The sequence below is a fragment of the Arthrobacter arnarulunnguaqae genome (genome assembly GCF_051262515.1).
In the GTDB taxonomy this organism is placed as follows: domain Bacteria; phylum Actinomycetota; class Actinomycetes; order Actinomycetales; family Micrococcaceae; genus Arthrobacter_N.
Genome location: NZ_JBIMER010000029.1, coordinates 1 through 24,045 on the forward strand (window position 1 = coordinate 1; position 24,045 = coordinate 24,045).

General features: G+C 69.2%; 20 protein-coding genes. 15 read left to right on the forward strand and 5 right to left on the reverse strand.

Annotated features, from left to right (window positions below; all coding sequences use genetic code 11):
- Nucleotides 1-205: 205 nt before the first annotated feature.
- Together ACHAAJ_RS15270 and ACHAAJ_RS15275 are read left to right on the forward strand one after the other, a co-directional pair.
- A complete protein-coding gene (locus tag ACHAAJ_RS15270) occupies nt 206-394 on the forward strand; it encodes a hypothetical protein (RefSeq protein WP_435729101.1) in 189 nt (62 codons plus the stop codon).
- A gap of 438 nt (nt 395-832) precedes the next feature.
- Complete coding sequence (locus ACHAAJ_RS15275) at nt 833-1,639, forward strand: 4'-phosphopantetheinyl transferase family protein (protein WP_435729102.1); 807 nt, start codon at nt 833-835, stop codon at nt 1,637-1,639.
- Here the strand turns inward: ACHAAJ_RS15275 and ACHAAJ_RS15280 are convergent.
- Genes ACHAAJ_RS15280 through ACHAAJ_RS15290 form a run of 3 tightly spaced genes read right to left on the reverse strand, consistent with a single transcriptional unit; the run spans nt 1,629 to nt 7,958 of the window.
- Nucleotides 1,629-3,059 carry a M1 family metallopeptidase gene (locus ACHAAJ_RS15280; protein ID WP_435729103.1) on the reverse strand — a complete coding sequence of 477 codons (1,431 nt, stop codon included), beginning with the start codon at nt 3,057-3,059 and terminating at the stop codon, nt 1,629-1,631. The two genes, ACHAAJ_RS15275 and ACHAAJ_RS15280, sit on opposite strands and share 11 nt — an antisense overlap.
- Entirely contained in the window at nt 3,056-6,961 is a 3,906-nt protein-coding gene (locus ACHAAJ_RS15285; RefSeq protein WP_435729104.1) for a Pls/PosA family non-ribosomal peptide synthetase, read from the reverse strand. Before ACHAAJ_RS15285 ends, ACHAAJ_RS15280 begins: the two co-directional genes overlap by 4 nt.
- A gap of 1 nt (nt 6,962) precedes the next feature.
- Nucleotides 6,963-7,958 carry a quinone oxidoreductase family protein gene (locus ACHAAJ_RS15290; protein ID WP_435729105.1) on the reverse strand — a complete coding sequence of 332 codons (996 nt, stop codon included), beginning with the start codon at nt 7,956-7,958 and terminating at the stop codon, nt 6,963-6,965.
- Between the two features lie 160 nt (nt 7,959-8,118).
- On the opposite strand from ACHAAJ_RS15290, the gene argC reads away from it, so the two are divergent.
- Genes argC through ACHAAJ_RS15320 form a run of 6 tightly spaced genes read left to right on the forward strand, consistent with a single transcriptional unit; the run spans nt 8,119 to nt 14,039 of the window.
- Complete coding sequence (argC, locus tag ACHAAJ_RS15295) at nt 8,119-9,150, forward strand: N-acetyl-gamma-glutamyl-phosphate reductase (protein ID WP_435729106.1); 1,032 nt, start codon at nt 8,119-8,121, stop codon at nt 9,148-9,150.
- Nucleotides 9,147-10,346 (forward strand): bifunctional glutamate N-acetyltransferase/amino-acid acetyltransferase ArgJ, encoded by a 1,200-nt coding sequence (argJ, locus tag ACHAAJ_RS15300; RefSeq protein WP_435729107.1) that lies wholly within the window; start codon nt 9,147-9,149, stop codon nt 10,344-10,346. The genes argC and argJ overlap by 4 nt, the downstream gene beginning before the upstream one ends.
- A 12-nt stretch (nt 10,347-10,358) precedes the next feature.
- Nucleotides 10,359-11,294, forward strand: a complete 936-nt coding sequence (gene argB, locus ACHAAJ_RS15305) for an acetylglutamate kinase (protein WP_435729108.1) — start codon at nt 10,359-10,361, stop codon at nt 11,292-11,294.
- On the forward strand, nt 11,291-12,538 hold the full coding sequence (locus ACHAAJ_RS15310; protein WP_435729109.1) for an acetylornithine transaminase: 1,248 nt from the start codon (nt 11,291-11,293) through the stop codon (nt 12,536-12,538). Before argB ends, ACHAAJ_RS15310 begins: the two co-directional genes overlap by 4 nt.
- The gene (gene argF, locus ACHAAJ_RS15315) at nt 12,535-13,527 is read left to right on the forward strand and encodes an ornithine carbamoyltransferase (protein WP_435729110.1); all 993 of its coding nucleotides are present in this window, start codon (nt 12,535-12,537) and stop codon (nt 13,525-13,527) included. Before ACHAAJ_RS15310 ends, argF begins: the two co-directional genes overlap by 4 nt.
- Complete coding sequence (locus ACHAAJ_RS15320; protein ID WP_435729111.1) at nt 13,524-14,039, forward strand: arginine repressor; 516 nt, start codon at nt 13,524-13,526, stop codon at nt 14,037-14,039. The genes argF and ACHAAJ_RS15320 overlap by 4 nt, the downstream gene beginning before the upstream one ends.
- Before the next feature lie 4 nt (nt 14,040-14,043).
- Here ACHAAJ_RS15320 and ACHAAJ_RS15325 read toward each other — a convergent pair whose 3' ends face one another.
- Together ACHAAJ_RS15325 and ACHAAJ_RS15330 are read right to left on the reverse strand one after the other, a co-directional pair.
- Nucleotides 14,044-14,577 (reverse strand): O-acetyl-ADP-ribose deacetylase, encoded by a 534-nt coding sequence (locus tag ACHAAJ_RS15325; RefSeq protein WP_435729112.1) that lies wholly within the window; start codon nt 14,575-14,577, stop codon nt 14,044-14,046.
- Nucleotides 14,578-14,588: 11 nt separating this feature from the next.
- The gene (locus ACHAAJ_RS15330) at nt 14,589-15,005 is read right to left on the reverse strand and encodes an ankyrin repeat domain-containing RING finger protein (RefSeq protein WP_435729113.1); all 417 of its coding nucleotides are present in this window, start codon (nt 15,003-15,005) and stop codon (nt 14,589-14,591) included.
- A 154-nt stretch (nt 15,006-15,159) separates the two neighbouring features.
- Here ACHAAJ_RS15330 and ACHAAJ_RS15335 point away from each other — a divergent pair, with 154 nt between their 5' ends.
- The 7 genes from ACHAAJ_RS15335 to tyrS all read left to right on the forward strand — a co-directional run bounded on the left by ACHAAJ_RS15335 (nt 15,160) and on the right by tyrS (nt 23,528).
- On the forward strand, nt 15,160-16,371 hold the full coding sequence (locus ACHAAJ_RS15335) for an argininosuccinate synthase (RefSeq protein WP_435729114.1): 1,212 nt from the start codon (nt 15,160-15,162) through the stop codon (nt 16,369-16,371).
- Nucleotides 16,372-17,793 carry an argininosuccinate lyase gene (gene argH, locus ACHAAJ_RS15340; RefSeq protein WP_435729115.1) on the forward strand — a complete coding sequence of 474 codons (1,422 nt, stop codon included), beginning with the start codon at nt 16,372-16,374 and terminating at the stop codon, nt 17,791-17,793. It begins immediately after the preceding gene.
- 82 nt (nt 17,794-17,875) lie between these two features.
- On the forward strand, nt 17,876-18,631 hold the full coding sequence (locus ACHAAJ_RS15345) for a maleylpyruvate isomerase family mycothiol-dependent enzyme (protein WP_435729116.1): 756 nt from the start codon (nt 17,876-17,878) through the stop codon (nt 18,629-18,631).
- 5 nt (nt 18,632-18,636) lie between these two features.
- On the forward strand, nt 18,637-19,287 hold the full coding sequence (locus ACHAAJ_RS15350) for a DNA-3-methyladenine glycosylase (protein ID WP_435729117.1): 651 nt from the start codon (nt 18,637-18,639) through the stop codon (nt 19,285-19,287).
- A gap of 9 nt (nt 19,288-19,296) precedes the next feature.
- Nucleotides 19,297-19,833: an adenine phosphoribosyltransferase gene (locus ACHAAJ_RS15355; RefSeq protein WP_435729118.1), complete on the forward strand. Its 537-nt coding sequence runs from the start codon at nt 19,297-19,299 to the stop codon at nt 19,831-19,833.
- A gap of 70 nt (nt 19,834-19,903) precedes the next feature.
- Complete coding sequence (locus ACHAAJ_RS15360) at nt 19,904-22,177, forward strand: HelD family protein (protein WP_435729120.1); 2,274 nt, start codon at nt 19,904-19,906, stop codon at nt 22,175-22,177.
- A 31-nt stretch (nt 22,178-22,208) separates the two neighbouring features.
- A complete protein-coding gene (gene tyrS / locus ACHAAJ_RS15365) occupies nt 22,209-23,528 on the forward strand; it encodes a tyrosine--tRNA ligase (protein WP_435729119.1) in 1,320 nt (439 codons plus the stop codon).
- Nucleotides 23,529-24,045 lie beyond the last annotated feature (517 nt).

Consider the following 24,045-nt stretch of genomic DNA (forward strand, 5'->3'; position numbering starts at 1 on the left):
AGCGGGTCCTGCAGCGGCGTGGGCCGACCTTCAGTCGTCCGGCATCCCGGCATTTCCAGCCACGCAATCTACCGGCCGGGACGCCGGCCCGAATGCAGGGTCTCGACCTCCACGGGCAGGGCAGAGCGGAGCGTCTGCAGCATGACGCAGTATCGTTTCGTGGTCCGAATCAGGTCCACGGCCTAATCAGCGCTTGCTGTGGTTTGTGACTGGAAACGAGCCGAATGGCACGGAAACCCACCGGGATCTCTGGGTCAAGGCCCACCGTGCCTCGTACGTCCAGATCTCCCTCGGCAGTGACGGTTCCGGCCACCACGAATCCGCGGTTGGTGGAGACCGCGGCCAGCGTTTCCCCGGCACAGGCGACGAGAGCCTGCAGGAGCATGTCTCCTGAGCAGGCCAGAGCGCCGTCGCCCCCGGTCGCTTGATGCAGTCCGGCTGCCACGAGCGCCCCTCCGGTTTCCACTGAGCAGGAAACTGTTTCGTCGCCCAAGACGCCGTTTGCCCGCAGTACAAGCATCCCCGCCTCCGGTTGCTCACGGTATGGCCGGTTGAGCGGCCGTTGGGCATCGCGCAATGTGTCTCGGTCCATGGCTCCGTCCCTTGTTTCGTCCGTTCGAGGCAGGCTCTGGGACGGGTGTGCACTCCCTCCACCGGGTACGGGCCAGAGGGCGGCGGGGACCTGTGGCGTGGATTGCAGGTTGACCACGCCGGGTGGGTGCCCGTGTCATACTTCTGGCTGTCCACACCGTGGTCACACAGGTGGGCTATCGTTGTCGCCCAACCGGCGCGGACTGGGCGGTCAAGTAGAACAGCCACAGGGAACCAGAGCATGAAAAGGGCCGAGGAATTGATGGACGACACATCGTTAGATGTGCGGCGAACGGGGGCCGCGGATCCGCAGTTGCTGTGGGCGGCTGTGCCCCTGGCCGAGGGCAACGGGTTACCTGATTCCTGGCTGGGACCGCACGAGCGTGCGCGCGCGGCGGCCCACCTCCCCGGTGCCCCGCGACAGCACTTCGTAGCCGGCCGGCTGCTGGTGCGTCAGCTCGTCTCCCGGCTGTTGGACGGGCCGCTTCCCGGGTCGTTCCTTGGTGTCTCCGGAACTCTCGGGTGCACCGCCGCGGAGTTTTCGCTGGTCCAGCGGTGTCCCGTATGCGGGGGCTCGGCACATGGTCGTCCCGCACTGCTCTGGCGCGACCGCCCGATTCCCGTCTCGTTGTCCTACGCCCGCGCCGGTGGCCACTTGCTTGTGGGGGTGGCCCCCGGAGGCGGCATTCTCGGCGTCGACCTGGCCGACGCAGAAGCTCCGGCGTTCGCCGGAGCAACCGGTTCGATTCCGCTGGATGAATACGCCTATTCGCTGGCCGAGCGCTCCGTCTTGGCCGAGCTCCCGCCACCAGCGCGAGGCCGCCAGCGTGCGGCGTGGTGGGTATTGAAGGAAGCGGTGGGTAAAGCGACCGGACAGGGCATCACCGGTCCGGATGGTCTGCCGGTCGTTGTCGGAAACCCTCGACACCCGCTACTCGACGCGCCAGGAACCCTTGTTCTGACGACGACGACTGCGTCAGGGCCGGCGCTGACGCCGCAGGGTCTTCCGCGCGGCTTCCTTGCGGCGGCCGTGCTGGCTAGGCCGTAGTCTCGTGCGTGCCGGTCGGGCTGCCCGCGCCAGCCAGCGGCAGGAGGGGTAGCTCGGTGCGGTGCAACCACGGCTTCAGGAACGACTTCGCCGAGAGCCCTTCCGCCCCGTACCGGTCCACATGTTCGGAGAACCCGGTAGCGGACACGGTCGAATGCCGCATCAGCCGCGTCCAATCGCGGAGCATCGGGAAGAACGTCGCGTCTCCCAGCTGTAGGCGTAGCGCGTGCAGCGCCAGCGCGCCGCGCTTGTAAACGCGGTCGTCGAACATGTAGTCCGGGCCCGGGTCGCCGACGATAATGTCCTGTGCCAGGCCCTGCAGCCGCCTCCACGCCGCCCGCGCCTGCGCGTCCGCGGATGGGCCGCCGGAGGCCTCGGACCAGATCCATTCCGCGTAGCAGGCGAAGCCCTCGTGAAGCCAGATGTCGCTCCAAGACCCCAGCGTGAGCGAGTTCCCAAACCACTGGTGCGAGAGCTCGTGGGCGATCAGCCGCTGTTGCTCCCACCCCGTGTCCAAGTGGTTTCGGCCAAGGATGGATAGCCCCTGCGCCTCCAAGGGAATCTCCAGTTCGTCCTCCGTCACCACGACCACGTAGTCGCCGAACGGGTACGGGCCGAAAGCCCGGGAGAAGACCTCCATCATGCGCGGCTGGTCGGCCAAAGCCGCGAGTGCCGCGGAGGCCAGCGACGCGGGGACGGCCACGCGCTGCGACGGATGGGGACAGACCGGTGGCGCAGGCGGGGAGTCCGGTGGGCCCGACGCGGCGTCCGGCAATGCGGGCAGGTCCAGCCACTCGTAGCGGCCGATCTGCAGTGTGGCGAGGTACGTCGCCATGGGTTCGCGCTGTTCGTAAGTCCACGATTCGCGGCTGGAACGCCGCCCGTGGTCCACCAGAGCACCGTTAGACACGGCGCGGTATCCGGCGTCGGTTTCGACGCTGATGCGGAACGACGCCTTCCGGCTGGGATGGTCGTTGCATGGGAACCAGGTCGGCGCGCCGTGTGGCTGCCCCGCCACCAGAACGCCATCCTGCAGTTCCTCCCAGCCGACCTCGCCCCAGCTGCTGTCGCGCGGGCCCGGCGTCCCCCCGTAGCGCACGTCCAGCTCGAACCCGGCACCGGCGTCGACGTGCGTCGGCAGAACGATCGCCAGACGGTTGCCGCGGTGGACGAACTTGCCGGCCTTCTTGCCGTTCACGGAAACCTTGGTGGCCCGCAGGCCGGCGAGGTCCAGTTCGACCCGGTCCAGGTCCGTCAACGCCGTGGCTCGGATTCGTGCCCGGCCGTCGAGGCGGTTGCCGCCGAGTTTGCACTCGAGGTCCAGGTCGTAGTGCTCCACGGTGTAGTCGGCACTGCCGGACTGCGGAAGGTAGGGATCCGGAAGCACACCGGCGGGGGACGCTTTTCTTTTTGGACTCATGAAGTGGGGCGTTTCCAGGGTTTGACGGGATTGCCCATCCAGTAGCTGGAGGGCGGGACGGTTTCGCCACGCATGACGAGGGACGCGGGTCCCACGGTGGCGCCGGCGGCGAGGGATGCGGCGGGAAGGATGACACCGTGCGGGCCCATGGTGGAGCCCGCGCCGAGTTCCACGGTGTCGATGGCCATCACCCTGTCGTGGAACAAATGGGTCTGTACGACGCAGCCGCGGTTGACGGTGGACGAATCACCCAGACGCACCAAGTCCGCCTCGGGCAGCCAATAGCTTTCGCACCAGACGCCGTGTCCGATTTTCGCGCCGAGCGCGCGCAGCCACCAGACCAGGGCGGGCGTGCCGGAGGCACTGCGTGCGAACCACGGGGCGCAGACCATCTCGATGAACGTGTCCACCACCTCGTTTCGCCAGATGAACGAACTCCACAGGGGGTGCTCGCCGGCCCGGATCGGACCGACGAGGATCCACTTCGCGGCCACGGCGCTCACGGCGGCGGCTGCCCCCGCCGACAACATGACGACGCCGCTGAGCAGCGCCGCAGGTACGTAGCCAAGGCCGACCGCGATGGCATCGAGCAAGGCCAGCACGAGGACCGCCAGGGCGACGGTGACCATCACGGGCAAGAATCGGCAGAGTTCCCACAGCGTCCGCGCCGCCTTGAGTCGCAGGGGCGGCTGGAACGTGAGCGACTCGTCGGACACGACGGCGGTGCGCCGCAGCCTGACGGGCGGGCTGCCCAGCCACGAAGAGCCGGACTTCGCCTTGGCCGGTGTCGCCGACAGGACGGCGACGAGCCCGTTCTTGGGAACCCGACGGCCGGCGCCGGCCATGCCGGAGTTGCCGAGGAAGGCGCGCTTGCCGATCTTGGCGGGCGCAATATGCATCCATCCGCCGCCGAGCTCGTAGGACGCCACCATCGTGTCGTCCGCGAGGAACGCGCCGCTGCCGATGGTGGTCATCTTCGGCAGCAGCAGGACGGTGGAGGCTTCCACGTTGCGGCCCACCTTCGCGCCGAGGATACGGAGCCAAACCGGCGTGAACAGGCTGGCGTAGAGCGGAAACAACAGGTCCCGCGCCATGTCCAGAAGCCGTTCCGTGGCCCAGACCTGCCAGCCGATCCGGCCGCGGACGGGATGCCAACCCTCGCTGATTCCGATGGACAGCAGCCGGACCGATCCGGCGATCGTGGCCATGTTCACGAGGAACCAGATGGCGGCGGCCAGCGGAACCGTGGCCAGCAGCGTCGGAACGGCGGCGAACAGGGATGACTTTCCGTCCGCGGCCAAGGCGACGATGACGACCGCGACCGCCACGCTGACATACGGAATGGTGGCCAAGACGGCCGCGGCGACGCCGAAGCCGATGGTCTGCAGCGGGCCGGAGCGGGCACTGGCGTCGGGCCAGACGCGTTTGGCCCGACCGATGCGTTCGGCGGGCGAGCCGGCGTAGGCGACGTTTGCCTTGGTGCTTCCGGACACCGCGGAGCCGGGGGCCACATGGGCGCCGTCGGCGACCGTGGAGCCCGGAAGCAGGGTGCACCGTGCGCCGACGGTTGCCTCCGATCCGATCCGGACGGTTCCCACATGAACCCGGTCGCCGTCGAGCCAGACGCCACTGAGGTCGACCTCGGGTTCGATCGATGCGCCGCGCCCCAACTCCAGCATCCCGGTCACGGGGGGAACGGAGTGCAGATCGACGTCGCGTCCGACCTTCGCACCGAGGGCCCGGGCGTAGTACGGCACCCACGCCGCGCTGGCGAGGCTGACCGGATCCACCAGGTCGGCGATGTGCTGGGCCAGCCACAGGCGCAGATGGACCTTGCCGGAGCGCGGATACGAACCCGGCTTCAGCCCGCGCAGCAGCAGGCGCGCACTGGCGACGGAGATCCCCATCCGACCGACCGGGCTGACGAAGGCCAGCCAGGAAACCAGGACCCACCACCAGGACACGGTGGGGGCCGCCGTCAGCACGCCGAGGGCGCCGAGGACGTTGTTCAGCGCCATCAGGTACGTCAGCCAACGCATGCCAACGAGAATAAAGAGCGGAACGCCCAGAAGCGTCTGGAACACCTGTGCCCTGCGGGTGGTCCGCGCGACGGTCCGCGGCTCGGCCTCGAAATCTATACGGACGGTACCGGTCACCGCCGAGACGAGCGCGCCCACCCGCGGATGGGAATAGATGTCTCCGACCGTCACGGTGGGATAGCGCTGCCTCAGAGCGGAGACCAGTTGCGCGGCCGCAAGGGAACCGCCGCTGCTGGCGAAGAAATCGGTGTCGAGGCTGGAGACCGGCGCGCCCAGCACCGCGGACCACTGGTCTACGATCCACTGCGCCTCGGGCGGGAGCTCGGAGAGCACGCCGGAGTCGTTTGGTCCGGATCCCGGCAGCGGCCAGGGGAGGGCATTGCGGTCCACTTTGCCGCTGGTCTTGGTCGGCAGGTCGTGGACCACGGCCAGCAGCGGGATCAATGCCGCGGGCAGCTCGTCGCCGAGGGCGGTGCGTGCGCCGTCCACGTCGAAGCCGGCGGGCGCGGCGAGATAGCCGACGAGGATCTGGTTTCCGGCCGCCGTGGTCTTCACGGCTGCCGCGGCACCGGAGACGCCCGGAAGCGCCTGCAGCGCGGCGTCGATTTCGCCGAGTTCGATCCGTCGGCCACCAAGCTTGACCTGCTCGTCTGCCCGGCCCACGAACAGCAGCCCGGCGGGGTCGAACACCACGAGGTCGCCCGAGCGGTACGCCCTGTCCCAGCCGAGGGTTTCCATTGGCGCGTACTTTTCCGCGTTCTTGGCCGGATCGAGGTAGCGGGCCAGGCCGACGCCCCCGATGATCAGCTGACCTGTCTCGCCCTCGGCGACGGGCACCCCCGCGTTGTCGACGACCGCCAGGTCCCAGCCGTCCAGCGGCAGGCCGATGCGCACCGGGCCCTCGCCCGTGAGCGGGGCGGCGCAGGCCACGACCGTGGCCTCGGTGGGTCCGTAGGTGTTCCAGACCTCGCGTCCCTCGACGGCCAGGCGGGCGGCGAGTTCCGGCGGGCAAGCCTCGCCGCCGAAGATCAGCAGACGCACGTTTTCCAAGGCCTCGGCGGGCCACATGGCGGCAAGGGTCGGCACCGTGGACACCGCGGTGATGCCGCGCATCACCAGCCAGGGACCCAGGTCGACGCCGGAGCGCACCAGCGAGCGGGGCGCCGGCACCAGGCAGGCGCCGTGGCGCCACGCCAGCCACATCTCCTCGCACGACGCGTCGAAGGCCACGGACAATCCGGCCAGCACCCGGTCCTCCGGGCCGAGGGGTTCCCCGGCGAGGAAGATCCGAGCCTCGGCGTCAACGAAGGCGGCGGCCGATCGGTGGGTGACGGCGACGCCCTTGGGCGTACCAGTGGAACCCGAGGTGAAGATGATCCACGCGTCGTCGTCCGGGGAGGGGTTGCGCGGCGCCGGGTGGGGAGTGGGGCGCTTCTTGCCGACCACCATCTTGCCGCCACCCCGGAGGATGCCGGCCACCTTCGCCTCCGAAAAGACAAGGCGGGCACGCTCGTCGGGATCGTCGGCGTCCACCGGCACGTACGCGGCACCGACCGCGAGGGTGGCGAGAATGGCGATGTAGAGGTCACGGGTCCCGGACGGTATGCGGATTCCGATGCGATCGCCGGCCCCGAGGCCTGCCTGGTGCAGGGTCAGCGCCCGCGCCTTGACCTCGTCCAGGAGTTCCGCGTAGCTGAGCGAGACCTCTCCGTCGTCGATCGCGGGCGCATCGGGATGGAGCGCGGTTGTGGCGTTCAAGACGTCCAGCAGCGTGCGGGACCCCGGCGTGCGGGCGGCGCCGGTCAATTGGGGGAGATAGGCGGAGGCGGCCGCGCCGGCCAGGGAGTGCAGGGGTTGAGCCACGTTAGGAGAGGCCTCCGGCGAGGGGCGAGCCGGCCGGAACCAGCAGCGTTTTCCCGGTCGTTGCCCGGGATTCGAGGTCCGAGTGTGCGCGGCCGACATCCGCCAGCGGGTAGAGGCCGCCGATCCGGACGTCCAGCCGGCCATCGGCGGCAAGGGACATGATTTCCCCGGAACGCCACCGCACCTCGTCGGCGTCCCGTGTGAAGTCGGCGAGCTTGGGACGGGTGACCGTGAGGGATCCGAGGCCGTTCAGCCGCTGCAGGTCGAAGGGCGGCACCTGGCCGGAGGCACCGCCGAAGAGGACCACCGTGCCGCGGGTCCGCAGGGCCGCCAGGGAAGACTCGAAGGTGTCCTTGCCGATGCCGTCGTACACGACGTCGACGCCGCGCCCGCCCGTGACTGAACGGACGGCGTCCGGAACCTCCTCGTACCCCAGCACGTGGTCGGCGCCGGCGGCACGCGCAAGGGCGGCCTTCTCCGGAGTCGACGTGGTGGTGATGACGGTGGCTCCGCGCAGCTTCAGCAGCTGTGTCAGGAGCAGGCCCACCCCGCCGGCGCCGGCGTACGTGAGGACCTTGTCTCCGGGTGACACCTTGAAACTGGAGTTGATGAGGTAATGCGCCGTCATGCCCTGCAGCGGTAGCGCGGCAGCGGCGTCGTCGGACACGGCGTCCGGCACATGGAACGTCTTGCCGGCCGGCATGAGCGTGTAGTCGGCATACGTGCCGTTGCCGTCGCTGCCGGCGACCCGGTCACCGGGCGCGAAACCCTCGACGCCGGGACCGACCTCCACTACCGTCCCCGCGGCCTCGGAGCCCGGGATGAAGGGGTAGTCGACGGGGTAGACTCCGGCGCGCTGGTACGTCTCGATGAAGTTCACGCCCGCCGCGGCGACCTTGACCAACAGTTGGCCCGGACCCGGAACGGGACGGGGAACCTCGACGGATTCGAAGACCTCCGGCCCACCCGCGCGGACCGCCTGGACTGCATACGGCATGAATCTCTCCTTGAACCTCGGTGGCGCTTGGGGACAACCTTAGACCGCGAGGGTGAACGGATGGGGTGACCGCCGCGCTCGGCGACGCGTCCGGACACAGGACACCCATGTGTGAATATTTATTAGCCATCATGCATAAACCGGTTGTACGCTGGTCGACATGACCATCTCAGTAGCCGTATCCGGAGCCAGCGGATACGCAGGCGGCGAACTCCTGCGTCTGCTGGCTCACCATCCGAACGTCGAGATCGGGGCCATCACGGCCCACAGCAACGCCGGCCAGCCGCTCGGCGCGCTCCAGCCGCACCTGCGGACGTTGGCCCACCGCGTGCTGGTCGACACCACGGCGGAGAACCTGTCCGGGCACGACGTCGTTTTCCTGGCCCTTCCGCACGGCGCCAGCGCGGAACTGGCGGCAGCGTTGCCGGAGGGCACGCTGGTCATCGACGCAGGGGCTGACCACCGTCTCGAATCGGCCGCGGCGTGGGAGAAGTTCTACGGGTCTGAGCACGCCGGGACGTGGCCCTACGGCCTCCCCGAGCTTCCCGGCGCGCGGGACGCGTTGCGCGGCGCGAGGCGGGTGGCCGTTCCCGGCTGCTATCCCACGTCGGCGCAGTTGGCGCTGGTGCCCGGCTTCACGGCGGACCTGTTGGAGCCGGAGGACGTCGTCATCGTCGCTGCCTCCGGCACCTCGGGCGCTGGCAAGTCCGTCAAGCCCCACCTCCTGGGATCCGAGGTGATGGGCGGAATGGGCCCCTATGGGGTCGGCGGCGGACACCGCCACACGCCCGAGATGGAGCAGGGATTCTCCCGCGCGGCCGGCCGCCCCGTCACGGTTTCCTTCACGCCGACGCTGGCCCCGATGCCGCGCGGCATTCTCACCACGGCCACCGCCCGGGTGAAGCCGGGTGTGGACGCGGCGATGCTCCGCACGGCGTGGGAGTCGGCGTATGCGAACGAGCCGTTCGTGCATCTCCTCCCCGAGGGCCAATGGCCACACACCAAGCAGGTCCAGGCGTCCAACCACGTGACCCTCCAGGTGGCGTTCGACCAGCACGCCGGCCGTGTGATTGTGGTCTGCGCGATCGACAACCTCACCAAAGGCACCGCCGGCGGCGCCATTCAGTCCATGAACATCGCGCTCGGGCTTCCCGAAGATGCGGGCCTGACCCTCGAAGGAGTATCCCCGTGACCAGCAATCCCACCACCGGCGCCCAAGCGTCCTCCGGCGTGACCGCCCCGAGGGGATTCCGGGCTTCCGGAGTCACCGCCGGCCTGAAGGCCTCCGGCAAGCCGGATGTCGCCCTTGTGGTCAACGACGGTCCGCTGAAGCACGCCGCGGCCGTCTTCACCTCCAACCGCGTCGCCGCGGCGCCGGTCCACTGGTCCCGCCAAGCGGTGTCCGACGGGCGCGCCGACGCCGTCGTGCTCAATTCCGGTGGCGCCAACGCCTGCACCGGGCCCCAGGGGTTCCAAAACACCCACGCGACCGCCGAGCATGTTGCCGCAACCCTTGGAGTCAGCGCGGGCGACGTCCTGGTCTGCTCGACCGGCCTGATCGGCGAGCAGCTGCCGATGGACAAGCTGCTTGCGGGAATCGACGCAGCGACGCGCGTCCTCGGCGACGGCGGCCCGAACGACGGCGGCGCCGCCGCGGCGACGGCCATCATGACCACGGACTCCGTGTCCAAGGAGGCCGGCTTCGCCGGGACCGGCTATGCGATCGGCGGCATGGCCAAGGGCGCAGGAATGCTGGCCCCGGGCTTGGCGACCATGCTGGTGGTGCTCACCACCGACGCCGTCGTCGAGCCGGCCGAGCTCGATGCGGCCCTGCGCGCGGCGACGCGCGTCAGCTTCGACCGCGCGGATTCGGACGGCTGCATGTCCACCAACGACACCGTGGTCCTTTTGGCATCGGGCGCGTCCGGTACCTCGCCGGACCCCGCGGAGTTCGCCGCCGGGCTCGCCGGGGTCTGCACCGACCTGGCCACCCAGCTCATCCACGATGCCGAGGGCGCGGCCCACGACATCACGATCCGCACGTTCAACGCCGCCACCGAGGCCGACGCCGAGGAGGCCGGTCGCGCCGTCGCGCGCTCCAACCTCTTCAAGACGGCCATCTTCGGCCGCGACCCCAACTGGGGCCGCGTCCTCTCCGCCGTCGGGACCACCGGGGCGGCCTTCGAGCCGGACCGGCTCAACGTCGCCATCAACGGCGTGCAGGTCTGCCGCGACGGCGGCATCGGCGAGGACCGTTCGCTGGTGGACCTCGCCGGCCGTGGGGTGCTCGTCGAGATCGACCTGAACGCGGGCACGGCCGAGGCGTCCATCTGGACGAACGACCTCACGCACGACTATGTCCACGAGAACTCCGCGTACAGCAGCTAGGAACGGTTAGTCATGAGCACCAGCGAGACCAGCGCGCCGGACCCCGGCAACCGGGCGGACGCCGAACGCAAGGCGGGGGCCCTGATCGAGGCCCTCCCGTGGATCCAACGCTTCGCCGGCACCACGATGGTTGTCAAATACGGCGGCAACGCCATGGTCAACGAGGACCTGCGCCGCGCCTTCGCCGAAGACATCGTGTTCCTCCACCACGCGGGAATCCATCCCGTGGTGGTCCACGGCGGAGGACCGCAGATCAACTCGATGCTCTCCCGCCTCGGCATCGAATCCGAGTTCAAGGGCGGCCTGCGCGTGACGACGCCGGAGGCCATGGACGTGGTCCGCATGGTGCTCACCGGCCAGGTCGGCCGCGAGCTGGTCGGCCTCATCAACTCCCACGGCCCCTACGCCGTGGGGCTCTCGGGTGAGGACGGGGCACTGCTGCGCGCCGAGCGCACGGGCACCGTCGTCGACGGGGAGGACGTGGACCTCGGGCTCGTCGGCGAGGTCACCGGCGTCGAGCCGCGGGCGATCCTGGACCTGCTCGAGGCCGGACGCATCCCGGTCATCTCCACCATCGCACCCGAGGTGGGGGCCGACGGCGAGACGACGGGCCAGGTGCTGAACGTCAACGCGGACACGGCGGCGGCCGCTCTGGCCGCGGCGCTGGGCGCCTCGAAGATGGTGATCCTGACGGACGTCGAGGGCCTGTACGCCGCGTGGCCGGACAAGTCGACGCTCATCTCCTCGCTCACGACGGCGGAACTCCGCGAAATCCTGCCTGGCCTGCAGTCGGGGATGATCCCGAAGATGGCCGCATGCCTCAAGGCCGTCGAAGAGGGCGTGGAGCGCGCCCACATCGTGGACGGACGGCAACCGCACTCGATGCTGTTGGAGGTCTTCACCTCGGCCGGAGTCGGCACGCAGGTTGTTCCGGAGGAGGAAAAGTGAACGAATCGGCGATCACCGAGGCGTTGGGACCGCTGGCGCAGTTGCACGGTCCCGAGCTCCTCGAGCGGTACAACGAGTCCCTGCTCGGCGTGTTCGGCACCCCGCAGCGCGTCCTGGTCCGGGGGGCCGGCTGCACCGTGTGGGACGCGGACGGGAAGGAGTACCTGGACCTGCTCGGCGGCATCGCCGTCAACGCCTTGGGACACGCGCACCCCTTCGTCTCCAGTGTCGTCGCCAGCCAGCTGTCCACCCTGGGCCACGTGTCCAACTTCTTCACCAGCCCCACCCAGATCGCGCTCGCCGAGAAGCTCCTGGCGCTCGCCGGCGCGCCGGCCGGGTCGAAGGTGTTCTTCGCGAATTCCGGGGCCGAGGCCAACGAGGCCGCGTTCAAGCTCGCGCGCCGGAACGACGGCGGTGCCGGGAAGCCCCGGCGCCGGATCATCGCGCTGCAGAACTCGTTCCACGGGCGGACCATGGGCGCGCTCGCGCTGACCTGGAAGCAGGCATACCGCGAGCCGTTCGAGCCGTTGCCCGGGGGAGTGGAATGGGTGCCGGCCGGAGACGCGGACGCCCTGCGCGCCGCCGTGGACGAGACCGTCGCCGCCGTCTTCATCGAACCCGTCCAGGGCGAGGCCGGAGTCCGCGGCTTTCCCGAGGGGTACCTTCGTGCCGCCCGTGAGATCACCCGCGAGGCGGGCGCGCTGCTGGTGTTCGACGAAGTGCAGACGGGCATCGGACGCACCGGCGCCTGGTTCGCGTCCGAGGGTGTGCTGCCGGACGCGATGACGCTGGCCAAGGGACTCGGCGGCGGCTTCCCGATCGGCGCGCTGATCACGTTCGGCGCGGAGGTCTCGGCGAAACTGACCGCCGGGCAACACGGCACCACGTTCGGCGGCAACCCCGTGGCCACGGCGGCCGCCCTGGCCACGATCCACACCATCGAGACCCAGGGGATCCTGGGCCACGTGCGGGAGGTCGGCGCCACCATCGCCGCGGCCCTGCGCGACCTCGACTTCGTCACGGACGTCCGCGCCCACGGGCTGCTCGTCGGCTTCGACCTGGACTCCGACGTCGCACCCGCCGTCGTCCGGCACGCGCTCGCGGCCGGGTTCATCGTCAACGCGCCGGGCCCGCGCACCGTTCGGCTCGCCCCGCCACTGATCGTCACCGCGGAGCAGCTGCTCGCCTTCGCCGCCGCGCTGCCCGCCATCCACGCCGCCGCACTTTCCGAGGAGACTCCGTGAACACCACCACCGTCCGCCATTTCCTGGCCGATACGGACCTGACCCAGGCCGAGCAGTCCGAGGTTCTCGATCTCGCCGCGGCCATGAAGGCGGACCGCCACGCCTACCGCCCCTACGCGGGGCCGCAGACCGTCGCGGTCTTCTTCGACAAGACGTCAACACGCACCAGAATCTCCTTCGCGGCCGGCATCACCGAACTCGGCGGATCGCCACTGGTGATCAACGCGGGAGAGTCCCAGCTGGGGCACAAGGAGACCATCGCGGACTCCGCCAAGGTCATCGGCCGAATGGTCTCCACCATCGTCTGGCGCACCTACGCCCAGGCCGGGCTCGAGGAGATGGCCGCGAACTCGCTGGTCCCCGTCATCAACGCGCTCTCCGACGACTACCACCCCTGCCAGCTCCTGGCGGACCTGCTGACGGTGCGCGAGCACAAGGGCGCCCTGCCGGGACTCACCATGGCTTACCTCGGCGATGCCGCCAACAACATGGCGAACTCCTACCTCCTGGCGGGCGTCACCGCGGGGATGCACGTGCGGATCGCCGGTCCGGAGGGCTACCTGCCCGACGCCGGCATCGTCGCCGCGGCGCAGGGACGCGCGGCGGAGACCGGCGGATCGGTCCTGGTCACGACGGACGCCGCGGAGGCTCTCGCCGGCGCCGACGTGGTCGCGACGGACACCTGGGTGTCCATGGGACAGGAATCGGAAAAGGAGGCGCGGATGGAGCTCTTCCGCGACTACACCGTGGACGCGGCGGCCATGAAGCGGGCGGCCGCGGACGCCGTCGTCCTGCACTGCCTTCCGGCCTACCGGGGTTACGAGATCTCCGCGGACGTCATCGACGGCCCGCAGTCCCTCGTGTGGGACGAGGCCGAAAACCGCCTGCACGCACAGAAGGCACTGATGGCCTGGCTGATGGAGAAGTCGGGCCTCGCCGGGAAGCCGGGCGCCGCGGCCGCGTCCCCCACGGCGGAACCGCGACGATGAGTGTCCAACCGCCGGGCCAGCCGAGCACTAAGATCGCCCGTCAGGCGCGCATCAAGTCGATCCTCGGCGCGGAGTCCGTGCGCTCGCAGGCCGAGCTTGCGGCCCTGCTGGCGGCCGACGGCGTCCAGGTCACCCAGGCGACCCTGTCACGGGATCTGGTGGAGCTGGGGGCCATTCGGGTGCGAGGCGTCGACGGCGGGCTCGTCTACGCCATCCGCTCCGAGGGCGGGGACCGCACGCCGCGGACGGGCCTCACACAGGAGGTCCTGGACGCGCGCTTGGCTAAGCTCTGCGCGGAGCTGCTGGTCACGGCGGAGGCCTCCGGGAACATCGTGGTGCTGCGCACCCCGCCCGGTGCCGCCAATTTCCTGGCCTTGGCCATCGACCACTCGGTGCTTCCGGACGTGCTGGGGACCATCGCGGGGGACGACACGGTGATGCTCGTGACACGGGATCCCCTCGGCGGTGAAGAGGTGGCCGCGCGGTTCCTGTTGCTGGCCGATTCGCAGTAGTCACCTATGCGAAGGCGCGGCGGAACGCTTCCTCGGTCTCCGCGCCGAACAGCACGAACCGGACCTCCGTGATTCCACCGCCGGGTGTATCCCCGCCGCGTGCCTGAGACCAGGCGCGGACCGCGGCGGCGGCCAGCGAAGCGACCTCGGACGCGGCCCAGCCGTAGACCCCGGCGCCGATTGCCGGAAAGGCGATGCTCCGGGCGCCCAGCCCGGCGGCGACATCGAGGCTCGAGGTGAAGCAGGACGCGAGCACGGCCGGGTCTATCTGGCCCGCGTGCCGGTTCGGCCCCACGGCGTGGATCACCCAGCGCGCCTTCAGGCGTCCGGCTTCCGTCGCCACGGCGGATCCGGCCGCGAGACCGTCCGGCAGGGACGTTGCGCGGAGCCGGCGGCACTCCCGAAGCAACGCTGGCCCGGCCGCCGCGTGGATGGCACCGTCCACCCCGCCGCCGCCGAGGAGCGAGGAGTTGGCGGCGTTGACGATCGCGTCCACGGACTGCGCCGTGATGTCGCCGCGGAGGACCACGGTCTTCATGCCGGGGCTCCCTACAGGTATTCCTCGATCACGGCCCGTAGTTCGGGCAGGGCGAACATGTCCGTCACCGCCAGCGCGTTCTGCTGCCCCAGCTTCGGGTCGGCGCCGTGTTCGAGCAGCCAGCGGGTCAAGGGTTCGTTCTTGCGGAAGACGGCACAGGTCAGGGCGCCCTGGCCCTTGTCGTTCAGGCGGTTCACGTCGGCGCCGCGCCCGACGAGACCCTCCACCACCGCATTGTGGCCGTTGTAGGCGGCCAGAATCGTCAGGGTGTCGCCCTTGGCGTCGGTCAGGTCCGCCGGAATTCCCTGGTCCACGAGGGCCAGGAGCTTGTCCGTCTCCCCGTTGCGCGCCAGGTCGAAGGTGGAGTGGAGCAGCGCCAACTCCTCGTCGGTGAGTTCCGGGGTTCCGTGGGGGGATTCCTGTGTCATGTGCAACAGGTTACCGTTGCGGTGGTGTCCGAGCGCATGGCGCACGGGAAGACGCGTGTGCGGGGATTGCACCCAATGCATATTTATGTAGACTTGTGAATAAGAAATGATTACCCCGATTTGAGCCCCCTGCGGGCACACGAAGGAGATCCCTGTGAAGGAACGCATTGTCCTTGCCTATTCCGGCGGCCTCGACACCTCTGTGGCCATCGGCTGGATCGGCGACGCCACGGGTGCCGAGGTCATCGCCGTGGCCGTCGACGTGGGACAGGGCGGCGAGTCGCTGGAGACCGTGCGCCAGCGCGCGTTGGGCTGCGGCGCGGTCGAGGCATACGTCGCCGACGCCCGCGACGAGTTCGCCAACGAATACTGCATGCCCACCCTCAAGGCCGGCGCGCTCTACCAGAACCACTACCCGCTGATCTCCGCGATCTCCCGCCCGGTGATCGTCAAGCACCTGGTCACCGCCGCCAAGCAGTTCGGCGCCACCACGGTCGCCCACGGCTGCACCGGCAAAGGCAACGACCAGGTGCGCTTCGAAGTCGGCATCCAGACGATCGGCCCGGACCTGAAGTGCATCGCGCCCGTCCGCGATTTGGCGTTGACCCGCGACAAGGCCATCGCCTACTCGGAAGAGAAGAACCTGCCCATCGAGACGACCAAGAAGAACCCGTACTCGATCGACCAGAACGTCTGGGGCCGCGCCGTCGAGACCGGCTACCTCGAGGACATCTGGAACGCCCCCACCAAGGACATCTACAGCTACACGGACTCGCCCGAGTTCCCGCCGGCCCCGGACGAGGTCACCATCTCCTTCCGCGAGGGCATCCCCGTGGCGATCGACGGCGTCGCCGTCACGCCGCTGGAGGCCATCGAACAACTGAACCGCCGCGGTGGCGCGCAGGGCATCGGCCGCATCGACATCGTCGAGGACCGCCTGGTGGGCATCAAATCCCGTGAGATCTACGAGGCCCCTGGCGCCATGGTGCTCATGGAGGCGCACAAACACCTCGAGAACATCACCGTGGAGCGTGAGCAGGCCCGCTTCAAGGCCACGGTCTCGCAGCGCTGGTCCGAGCTGGTCTACGACGGACAGTGGTTCTCGCCGCTGAAGCGCTCGCTGGACACTTTCATCAACGACACCCAGACGTTCGTCTCGGGCGACATCCGCATGGTCCTGCACGGCGGCCGCGCCGTCGTCGAGGGACGCCGCTCCGACACCGGCCTGTACCGCTTCGACCTCGCCACGTACGACACCGGCGACACGTTCGACCAGTCCAGCGCCCGCGGCTTCATCGACATCTTCGGCCTGACCTCCAAGGTGGCCACGGAGCGGGACGAGCGCGTAGCGGGCGGCGGGAAGTAAATGGCCTCCGCGACCAACGAGGGTGCGCTGTGGGGCGCCAGGTTCGCCGGCGCCCCGGCCGACGCGCTGGCCGCGCTGAGCAAGTCGACGCACTTCGACTGGCGGCTGGCCCGCTATGACATCGCCGGTTCGCGGGCGCACGCACGCGTCCTGCACACGGCGGGCCTGCTCGACGAATCCGAGCTCGCGGGGATGTTGTCCGCGTTGGACCGGCTCGAGGACGACGTCGTTTCCGGCGCCTATGTCGCGTCCGAGTCGGACGAGGACGTGCACGGGTCCCTGGAGCGCGGGCTGATCGAACGAGCGGGTCCCGCCCTCGGCGGCAAGCTGCGCGCCGGACGCTCGCGCAACGACCAGATCGCGACGCTCGGGCGGATGTTCCTGCGGGACCACGCCCGGATCATCGGCCGCGGCGTGTTGGCCACCATCGACGCCCTCGTGGCGCAGGCCGAGGCCCACCCGGAGGCGGCCATGCCCGGCCGCACGCATCTGCAGCACGCCCAGCCCGTCCTGCTCTCGCACCACCTGTTGGCCCACGCGTGGGCGTTGCTCCGCGACGTCCAGCGCCTGGCCGACTGGGACAAGCGGGCCGCGGTGTCGCCCTACGGTTCGGGCGCCCTCGCCGGATCGTCGCTGGGTCTGGACCCCAACGCGGTCGCCGTCGATCTGGGCTTCGAATCCGCCGTCTGGAACTCGATCGACGGAACGGCCTCGAGGGACGTGTTCGCCGAGTTCGCGTGGGTCTGCGCGATGATCGGAGTCGATCTGTCCCGGATCTCCGAAGAGGTCATCCTCTGGGCCACGAAGGAGTTCTCGTTCGTCACGCTCGACGATTCGTACTCCACGGGCTCCTCGATCATGCCGCAGAAGAAGAACCCCGACGTCGCGGAACTCGCGCGCGGCAAGTCCGGACGGCTGATCGGCGACCTCACCGGTTTGCTTGCGACGCTGAAGGGCCTGCCGCTGGCGTACAACCGCGATCTGCAGGAGGACAAGGAGCCGGTGTTCGACGCCGCCGACACGTTGGAGGTGCTCTTGCCCGCCGTCTCCGGCATGGTTGCCACGCTGGAGTTCAACACCGCTCGCATGCAGGAGCTGGCCCCGCTCGGGTTCGCGCTCGCAACGGACATCGCCGAATGGCTGGTACGCCAGGGCGTGCCCTTCCGCGACGCGCACGAACTCTCCGGTGCCGCGGTCAAGCTCGCCGAATCCCGGGGACAGGAACTGTGGGACCTCTCCGACGAGGACTTCGCCGGCATCTCACCGTCCCTGACGCCGGAGGTGCGCAGCGTGCTGAGCACCGCCGGTTCGTTGGGTTCGCGGAACGCGCAGGGTGGCACGGCGCCCGCCGCCGTCGCACGACAGCTCGAGGCGCTGAAGCACGAGGTCGCCGCGGTGCGCGACTACGCCGGCCGCGCGTAGGTTCCGTTCCCCGCGCGACGCGCCACGTGCCGACAGCCTGCCGCCGCGGACCCCATGGGGCCCGCGGCGGTAGGCTGTCGCCATGAATGTGCCCAACCCCTCGGCGCTCGCCGCCAGCGTCCGTGAGTCCGTCATCCTGTTCAGCGCCACGCTCGACGGGCTGGACCCCGATACCCTGTCTCGGCCGTCCGCGTTGCCCGGATGGACCAGGGCGCACGTGGTGGCACACGTGGACGGCGTGAGTCGGGCGATCGCCCGGCAAATCGAACACGCGGGGAGGGGCGAACGCATCGCGTTCTACGACGGCGGCATGGAAGGCCGCAACGAGCGGATCGAACTAACGGCCACGGTGGCTCCGCAGAAGCTCCTGTCCCGCGTCCGCGAGGCGCTGATGCTGTTGCTCGAAGCCGTCCACGACGTCCCGGCGGATGGATGGGACGCCCCCACCAGCTTCCGGGGCGAGGGGACGGTCGCGGACTGCGTGCTGGGCGCCTGGCGCGAGACGCTCATCCACGCCTCCGATCTGGCCGGCGCGTCCACGCCCTCGGATTGGCCCGCCGAATTCTCCGCGCACCTGTTCGACTTCCTGTCCGCGCGCATTCCCGCCGGACGCCGCGTGGTGCTGCAGCCCACCGGGAGGCCGCCGCTGACCATCGGCGCCGGCCGAGACGGATGCGTTGTGACCGGGATGGAGTTCGACCTGGCCGCCTGGCTTGCCGGACGCGAACCGCTGGGACCCGTCGGGGCAACGGCGACGGCCGACGCGTCCGAGCTCCCCGCGCTGCTGCCGTGGCCCAGCGCGCTGGTTCCCAGCGACGCGGCCGGTCGGGCCCGCTAGGCGCCATGGAGGACGAGCGGTCCATTCTCCGTAGCGGTGCGCTGTCCGCCGCTCCGCTGCTTCTCGGCGCCGTGGTCCGGACGCATATCGACGGCGCCGAAGTGGCGGTGCGGCTGAGCGAGGTGGAGGCGTACGAGGGGGACGTGGACCCGGGATCCCACGCCTACCGCGGCCGGACGGCACGCAACGCGGTGATGTTCGGTCCCGCCGGGCGCCTGTACGTCTACTTCACCTACGGCATGCACTTCTGCGCGAACGTCGTGTGCGGCGAGGAGGGCCGTTCCTCGGCCGTGCTCCTTCGGTCGGGGGAGGTTATCGAGGGACGGGCCGCCGCCCGCTCGCGGCGGGGACCCGCCGCCGACCGGCTGCCCGAGGCGCGGCTGGCCTCGGGACCGGCAAGGTTGGCCCAGTGCCTGGGACTGGACAGGGAGCACAACGGTCTGGAACTCGCACGTAGGGGCGGCGGCGAATGGGCGAGCCTGGAAAGCCTGGGTCGTGTGCCGGAGGCATCGGTCGCGGCCGGCGCGCGGGTCGGGGTGGCGGGCCCGGGTGGATCGTCGGAGTTCCCCTGGCGGTTCAGCATCGCCGGGGACCCGACGGTGTCCGCGTACCGAGCCGCAAAGCGCCGGGCGGGTGAACCGGCCCGCCGCGACTAGAGTAGTGGGGTGCAATCGCGGACCGAACCCATCGCCGACCTCCTCGACCGGCTCTGCGCCGTCGTTCCCGACTACCCCGTGCCCGGAGTGTCCTTCAAGGACCTCACTCCCGCCTTCGCCGACGCCGTCGGACTGAAACGCATCGTCGAATCCGTCATCGAGCCGTTTGCCGGGGAGTTCGACGTCGTCGCGGGCATCGAGGCCCGGGGTTTCGTCCTCGCCGCGGCGGCGGCGTACGCCACCGGTACGGGAATGGTCACCATCCGCAAGGCGGGAAAACTGCCCCGCGAGGTCCACTCCGAGGACTACACGCTCGAGTACGGAACGGCCACGCTGGAACTCCACCGCGACGACGTCGCGCCGGGATCGCGCGTACTGATCCTCGACGACGTCCTCGCCACGGGAGGAACGGTCGGCTCGGCCGTGCGGCTCGTCGAGCGCGCCGGCTGCCGGGTGGCCGGCGTGGGAGTGGTGCTGGAACTCGCGGACCTCGGGGGACGCGCGAGCCTGTCCGGACACCGCGTGCATTCGCTCCAAACCGTTTGACGAAACGGAGTAGACTTGTCTGTCCGCCAATGAGCATGAGGGAGCATCCGTGCCAGAACCGACGTCGTCCATGACGGAGCTGGAGCAAGAGCGCAGCTACGTGTCCGGCCTGTACGGCCGGCTCGACGAACTGCGCGAGGAAAAGGCCGGCCAGCTGGCCAGGGTCCGCGGCAGCGGAGCGGTCGGTTCCCTGCAGAACATCTCCGAACGCGACGCGTTCGCCAGCATGTACGAGGACCGCCTGGCCCAGTTGAATGCCGTCGAGGACCGGCTGGTCTTCGGCCGGCTCGACCTTGAGCGCGCGGACAGCGAACCCCGGGACGACGGCGACGGTGCCGCGCGCTACATCGGGCGCATCGGTCTCACCGACGAGCACCAGTCCCGGTTGATGATCGACTGGCGCGCACCGGAGGCCGGCGCGTTCTACCAGGCGACCGCCTTCGACCGCCACGGCGTGCGCCGCCGTCGCCACCTGATCCTGAAGGGCCGTAACGTCGTCGCGCTCGAGGACGACGTCCTCGACACGGCGCTTCTCGAGGAGGGTCAACAGCACCAGGGCGAAGGCGCGCTGCTCGCCGCCCTGCGCTCCAAGCGCACGGGACGCATGGCGGACATCGTGAGCACCATCCAGGCCGAGCAGGACCGCATCATCCGTTCGCCCTTGCCCGGCGTCCTTGTCGTCCAGGGCGGACCCGGTACGGGCAAGACCGCCGTCGCGCTGCACCGCGCCGCGTTCCTGCTCTACCAGCACCGCGAACGGCTGAAGTCCGCCGGCGTGCTGCTGGTGGGGCCGTCGTCGTCGTTCATGCGTTACATCGAGCGCGTCCTGCCCTCGCTGGGCGAAACCGGCGTCGTGATGGCCAGCGTCGGGCAGTTGTTGCCCGGCATCCGTGCCGTTGCCGAGGGCTCCCGCGAGGTGGCGCGCATCAAGGGCCGTCTGGAGATGGCCGACGTCGTCGCCCAAGCGGTGGCTAACCGGCAGCGACTGCCCGCCGGGGACCGCCGGCTGGTGGTCGAGGGCACGCCGCTGACGCTCACGCCGCGCCAGGTGCGGCGCGCACGCGACAAGGCGCGCGCAACGCACAAGCCGCACAACGAGGCACGCGGCACGTTCGTCAAGATCCTGCTTCGCGAACTGGCCGACCAGCTCCAGGAGAAGCTGGAGGACTCGTCGGGTACGGGGAACTCCGTGGACCGCGCTTACCTTCTGGAGGACGTGCGGTCATCCCGCGACGTGCGCATCGCCCTGAACCTCTGCTGGCTGCCGATGACGCCGGAGAAGCTGCTGCGGGATCTGTTCTCCAAGCCCCAACAGCTGGCGGACGCCGCGCTGCACCTGACGGACGCTGAGCGCGTGTCCCTGTTGCGGTCCCCGGAGGCCCCGTGGACCGAGGCCGACGTGCCGCTGCTGGACGAGGCCGCCGAACTCCTGGGGCATCACGACGCCTCGGGCGGACACGAGAAGGCCCAGGCGGAGGCCTCCCGCAAGCGCGACATCGCCAACGCGGAGCAAGCGTTGCGCAACGTCGATTCGATGCTCCGCGAAATCGGCGTCGATGGCGTCGTGGATGCCGAGGACCTGGCCGATCTGAATGAGGAGACCGAGGCGGGCATGACGGCCGCCGAGCGCGCCTCCCAGGACAGGACCTGGGCGTATGGCCACGTCGTGGTGGACGAGGCGCAGGAGCTGTCGCCGATGCAGTGGCGCCTGCTGGTGCGGCGCTGCCCGCTGAAGTCGTTCACGGTCGTGGGCGACATCGCACAGGCCAGCTCCGCGGCGAGCGCAAGCAGCTGGTCCGCCGCCATGGAGCCGTTCGTGGGGGATCGGTTCACGCTTGAGGAACTCACCGTGAACTACCGCACGCCCACGCAGATCGCCGAGGCCGCCGCGCGGATGGCGCAGGAGGCGGGACTCGTGGTGTCCACACCGAAGGCCGTCCGCGAGGGAACGTGGCCGCCGATCGTGGACCGCGTGCCAGCGGGGAACCTCTTGTCGCACCTCGTTGATGTCCTGCCGGGCGAGGTGGAACTCGCCGAGGGTGGGCTCGTGGCCGTCATCGCGCCGGCGGCGCGTCTGCGCGAGGTGCGCGCCGCCGTCGTCCGGCTGTACGGAAAGCGCGTCGGCACCGGTTCGGGCGGGCTTGAGCAGGACATCGTGGTGACCACGGCGACCGACGCCAAGGGGCTGGAATTCGATGTGGTGGTGGTGCTGGAGCCGCAGGAGCTGGTCGACGCCGCGGAGGGTACGGTCGGCGACCTGTACGTGGCGATGACCCGAGCCACACAGCGGCTGCGCGTGCTGACCGAGGGGAATGTCCCCGCGGGCATCGAATTGGTTTCCTGACCGAGACGCGCCAACTGCTAGGTTTAAGGGCGTGTCATCGAGCGAGCAGACTTCCGCCCTTTCGGGCCAGAGCAACGATCCGTCCTTCCCGAACATCTGGCAGGAGCTGAAGTGGCGCGGCCTGGTCCACGTTTCCACGGACGAAGCCGAGCTCGAGGAGGTGTTGGCGGGGGAGCCGATCACGTACTACTGCGGCTTCGATCCGACGGCTCCTTCCTTGCATCTGGGCAATCTGGTGCAGTTGCTGAACATGCGCCGCCTCCAGCTGGCCGGGCACCGGCCGCTGGGTCTGGTCGGCGGGTCCACGGGACTGATCGGAGACCCGCGCCAGACAGCCGAGCGTGTGCTCAACACCCCCGAGATCGTCAACGACTGGGTTGGCCGGCTGCAGGACCAGGTCGGCCGCTTCCTGTCCTTCGATGGCCCGTCCGCCGCCCGGATGGTGAATAACCTGGACTGGACGGCGCCGATGTCCGCCATCGACTTCCTGCGCGAGATCGGCAAGCACTTCCGCGTCGGGACGATGATCAAGAAGGACATCGTCGCGGCCCGGCTGAACTCCGACGAGGGCATCAGCTACACCGAGTTCAGCTACCAGATCCTCCAGGGCATGGACTACCTGCAGCTCCACCGCGAATACGGCTGCGTGCTGCAGACCGGCGGTTCCGACCAGTGGGGAAACCTCACCAGCGGAACCGACCTGATACGCAAGGTCGAGGGAACCTCGGTTCACGCCTACGGGACGCCGCTGATCACGAACTCCGATGGCACCAAATTCGGCAAGAGCGAGGGGAACGCCATCTGGCTCGACGCCGGGATGTGCAGCCCGTACGCCTTCTACCAGTTCTGGCTCAACACGGCCGACGCGGATGTGGTCAACCGCCTCAAGGTATTCACCTTCATGACGCGCGAAGAGATCGAGGCGCTCGGGCACCAGGTTGCCGAGCGGCCCTTTGCCCGTGAGGGGCAGCGCGCCCTGGCCTACACCGTCACGAGCATGGTCCACGGAACCGAGGCCACCGACAAGGTGATTGCCGCCTCGGCGGCCCTGTTCGGTCAGGGCTCACTGGCCGACCTGGACGAGGGGACGCTCGTTGCGGCGACGGCGGAGCTCCCCAGCGTCGTTGTCTCCCGGGAAGACACGGGCATCGTCGATCTTCTCGTTGCCTCCGGCCTGTCCGATTCGAAGTCGGCCGCCCGCCGGACGGTATCGGAGGGGGGCGCGTACGTGAACAACCGCAAGATCGCCGAGGCAGATGGATGGCTGGCAACGGAGGATTTGTTGCACGGGCGCTACCTGCTGGTCCGGCGCGGCAAGAAGAACCTGGCCATGGTGGAAGTCGCCGGCTAGGGGCACCAGCTTCGTTCAACCGGACCACGGAATCGACTCGCCGAGACGCGGGGGGATTCCGTGGTCCGCTCTCGTTAACGGTCGGCCTTGGGCGCCGACACGCCCGGGTGTTCACGACGATTTTGCGTGGGCGCCATCCGCCTGTATTGTTTTCTGAGTCGCCGGGACGAGGACAGCGGAAACGCTGAAGATCGCAGGCGGCCAAACCCTACAAATCACCCGGAGAATTGCCGGACGCTTTCGGGCGCCGCAGATCACTGGAATGACGCGAGGGAAGCGCCAAATGGTCGCAAACGGTCAGCGAAAGCCGATTTGACAGCGAGTAGATGGTCGAATAAATTAGAAATCACTGCGGACGAAAAGCCAAAAGAATTCAGAATAAATTGAATTCATGGCTCGGAACCGTAAGTAGTCTGTTGTTTGAGAACTCAATAGTGTGCCATGTTTGTTGACACCGATTTTTTATCGATTATTGGTGAATGGCCCTTTTTGCCGCACCTCGGTGTGGTGGGAGGGT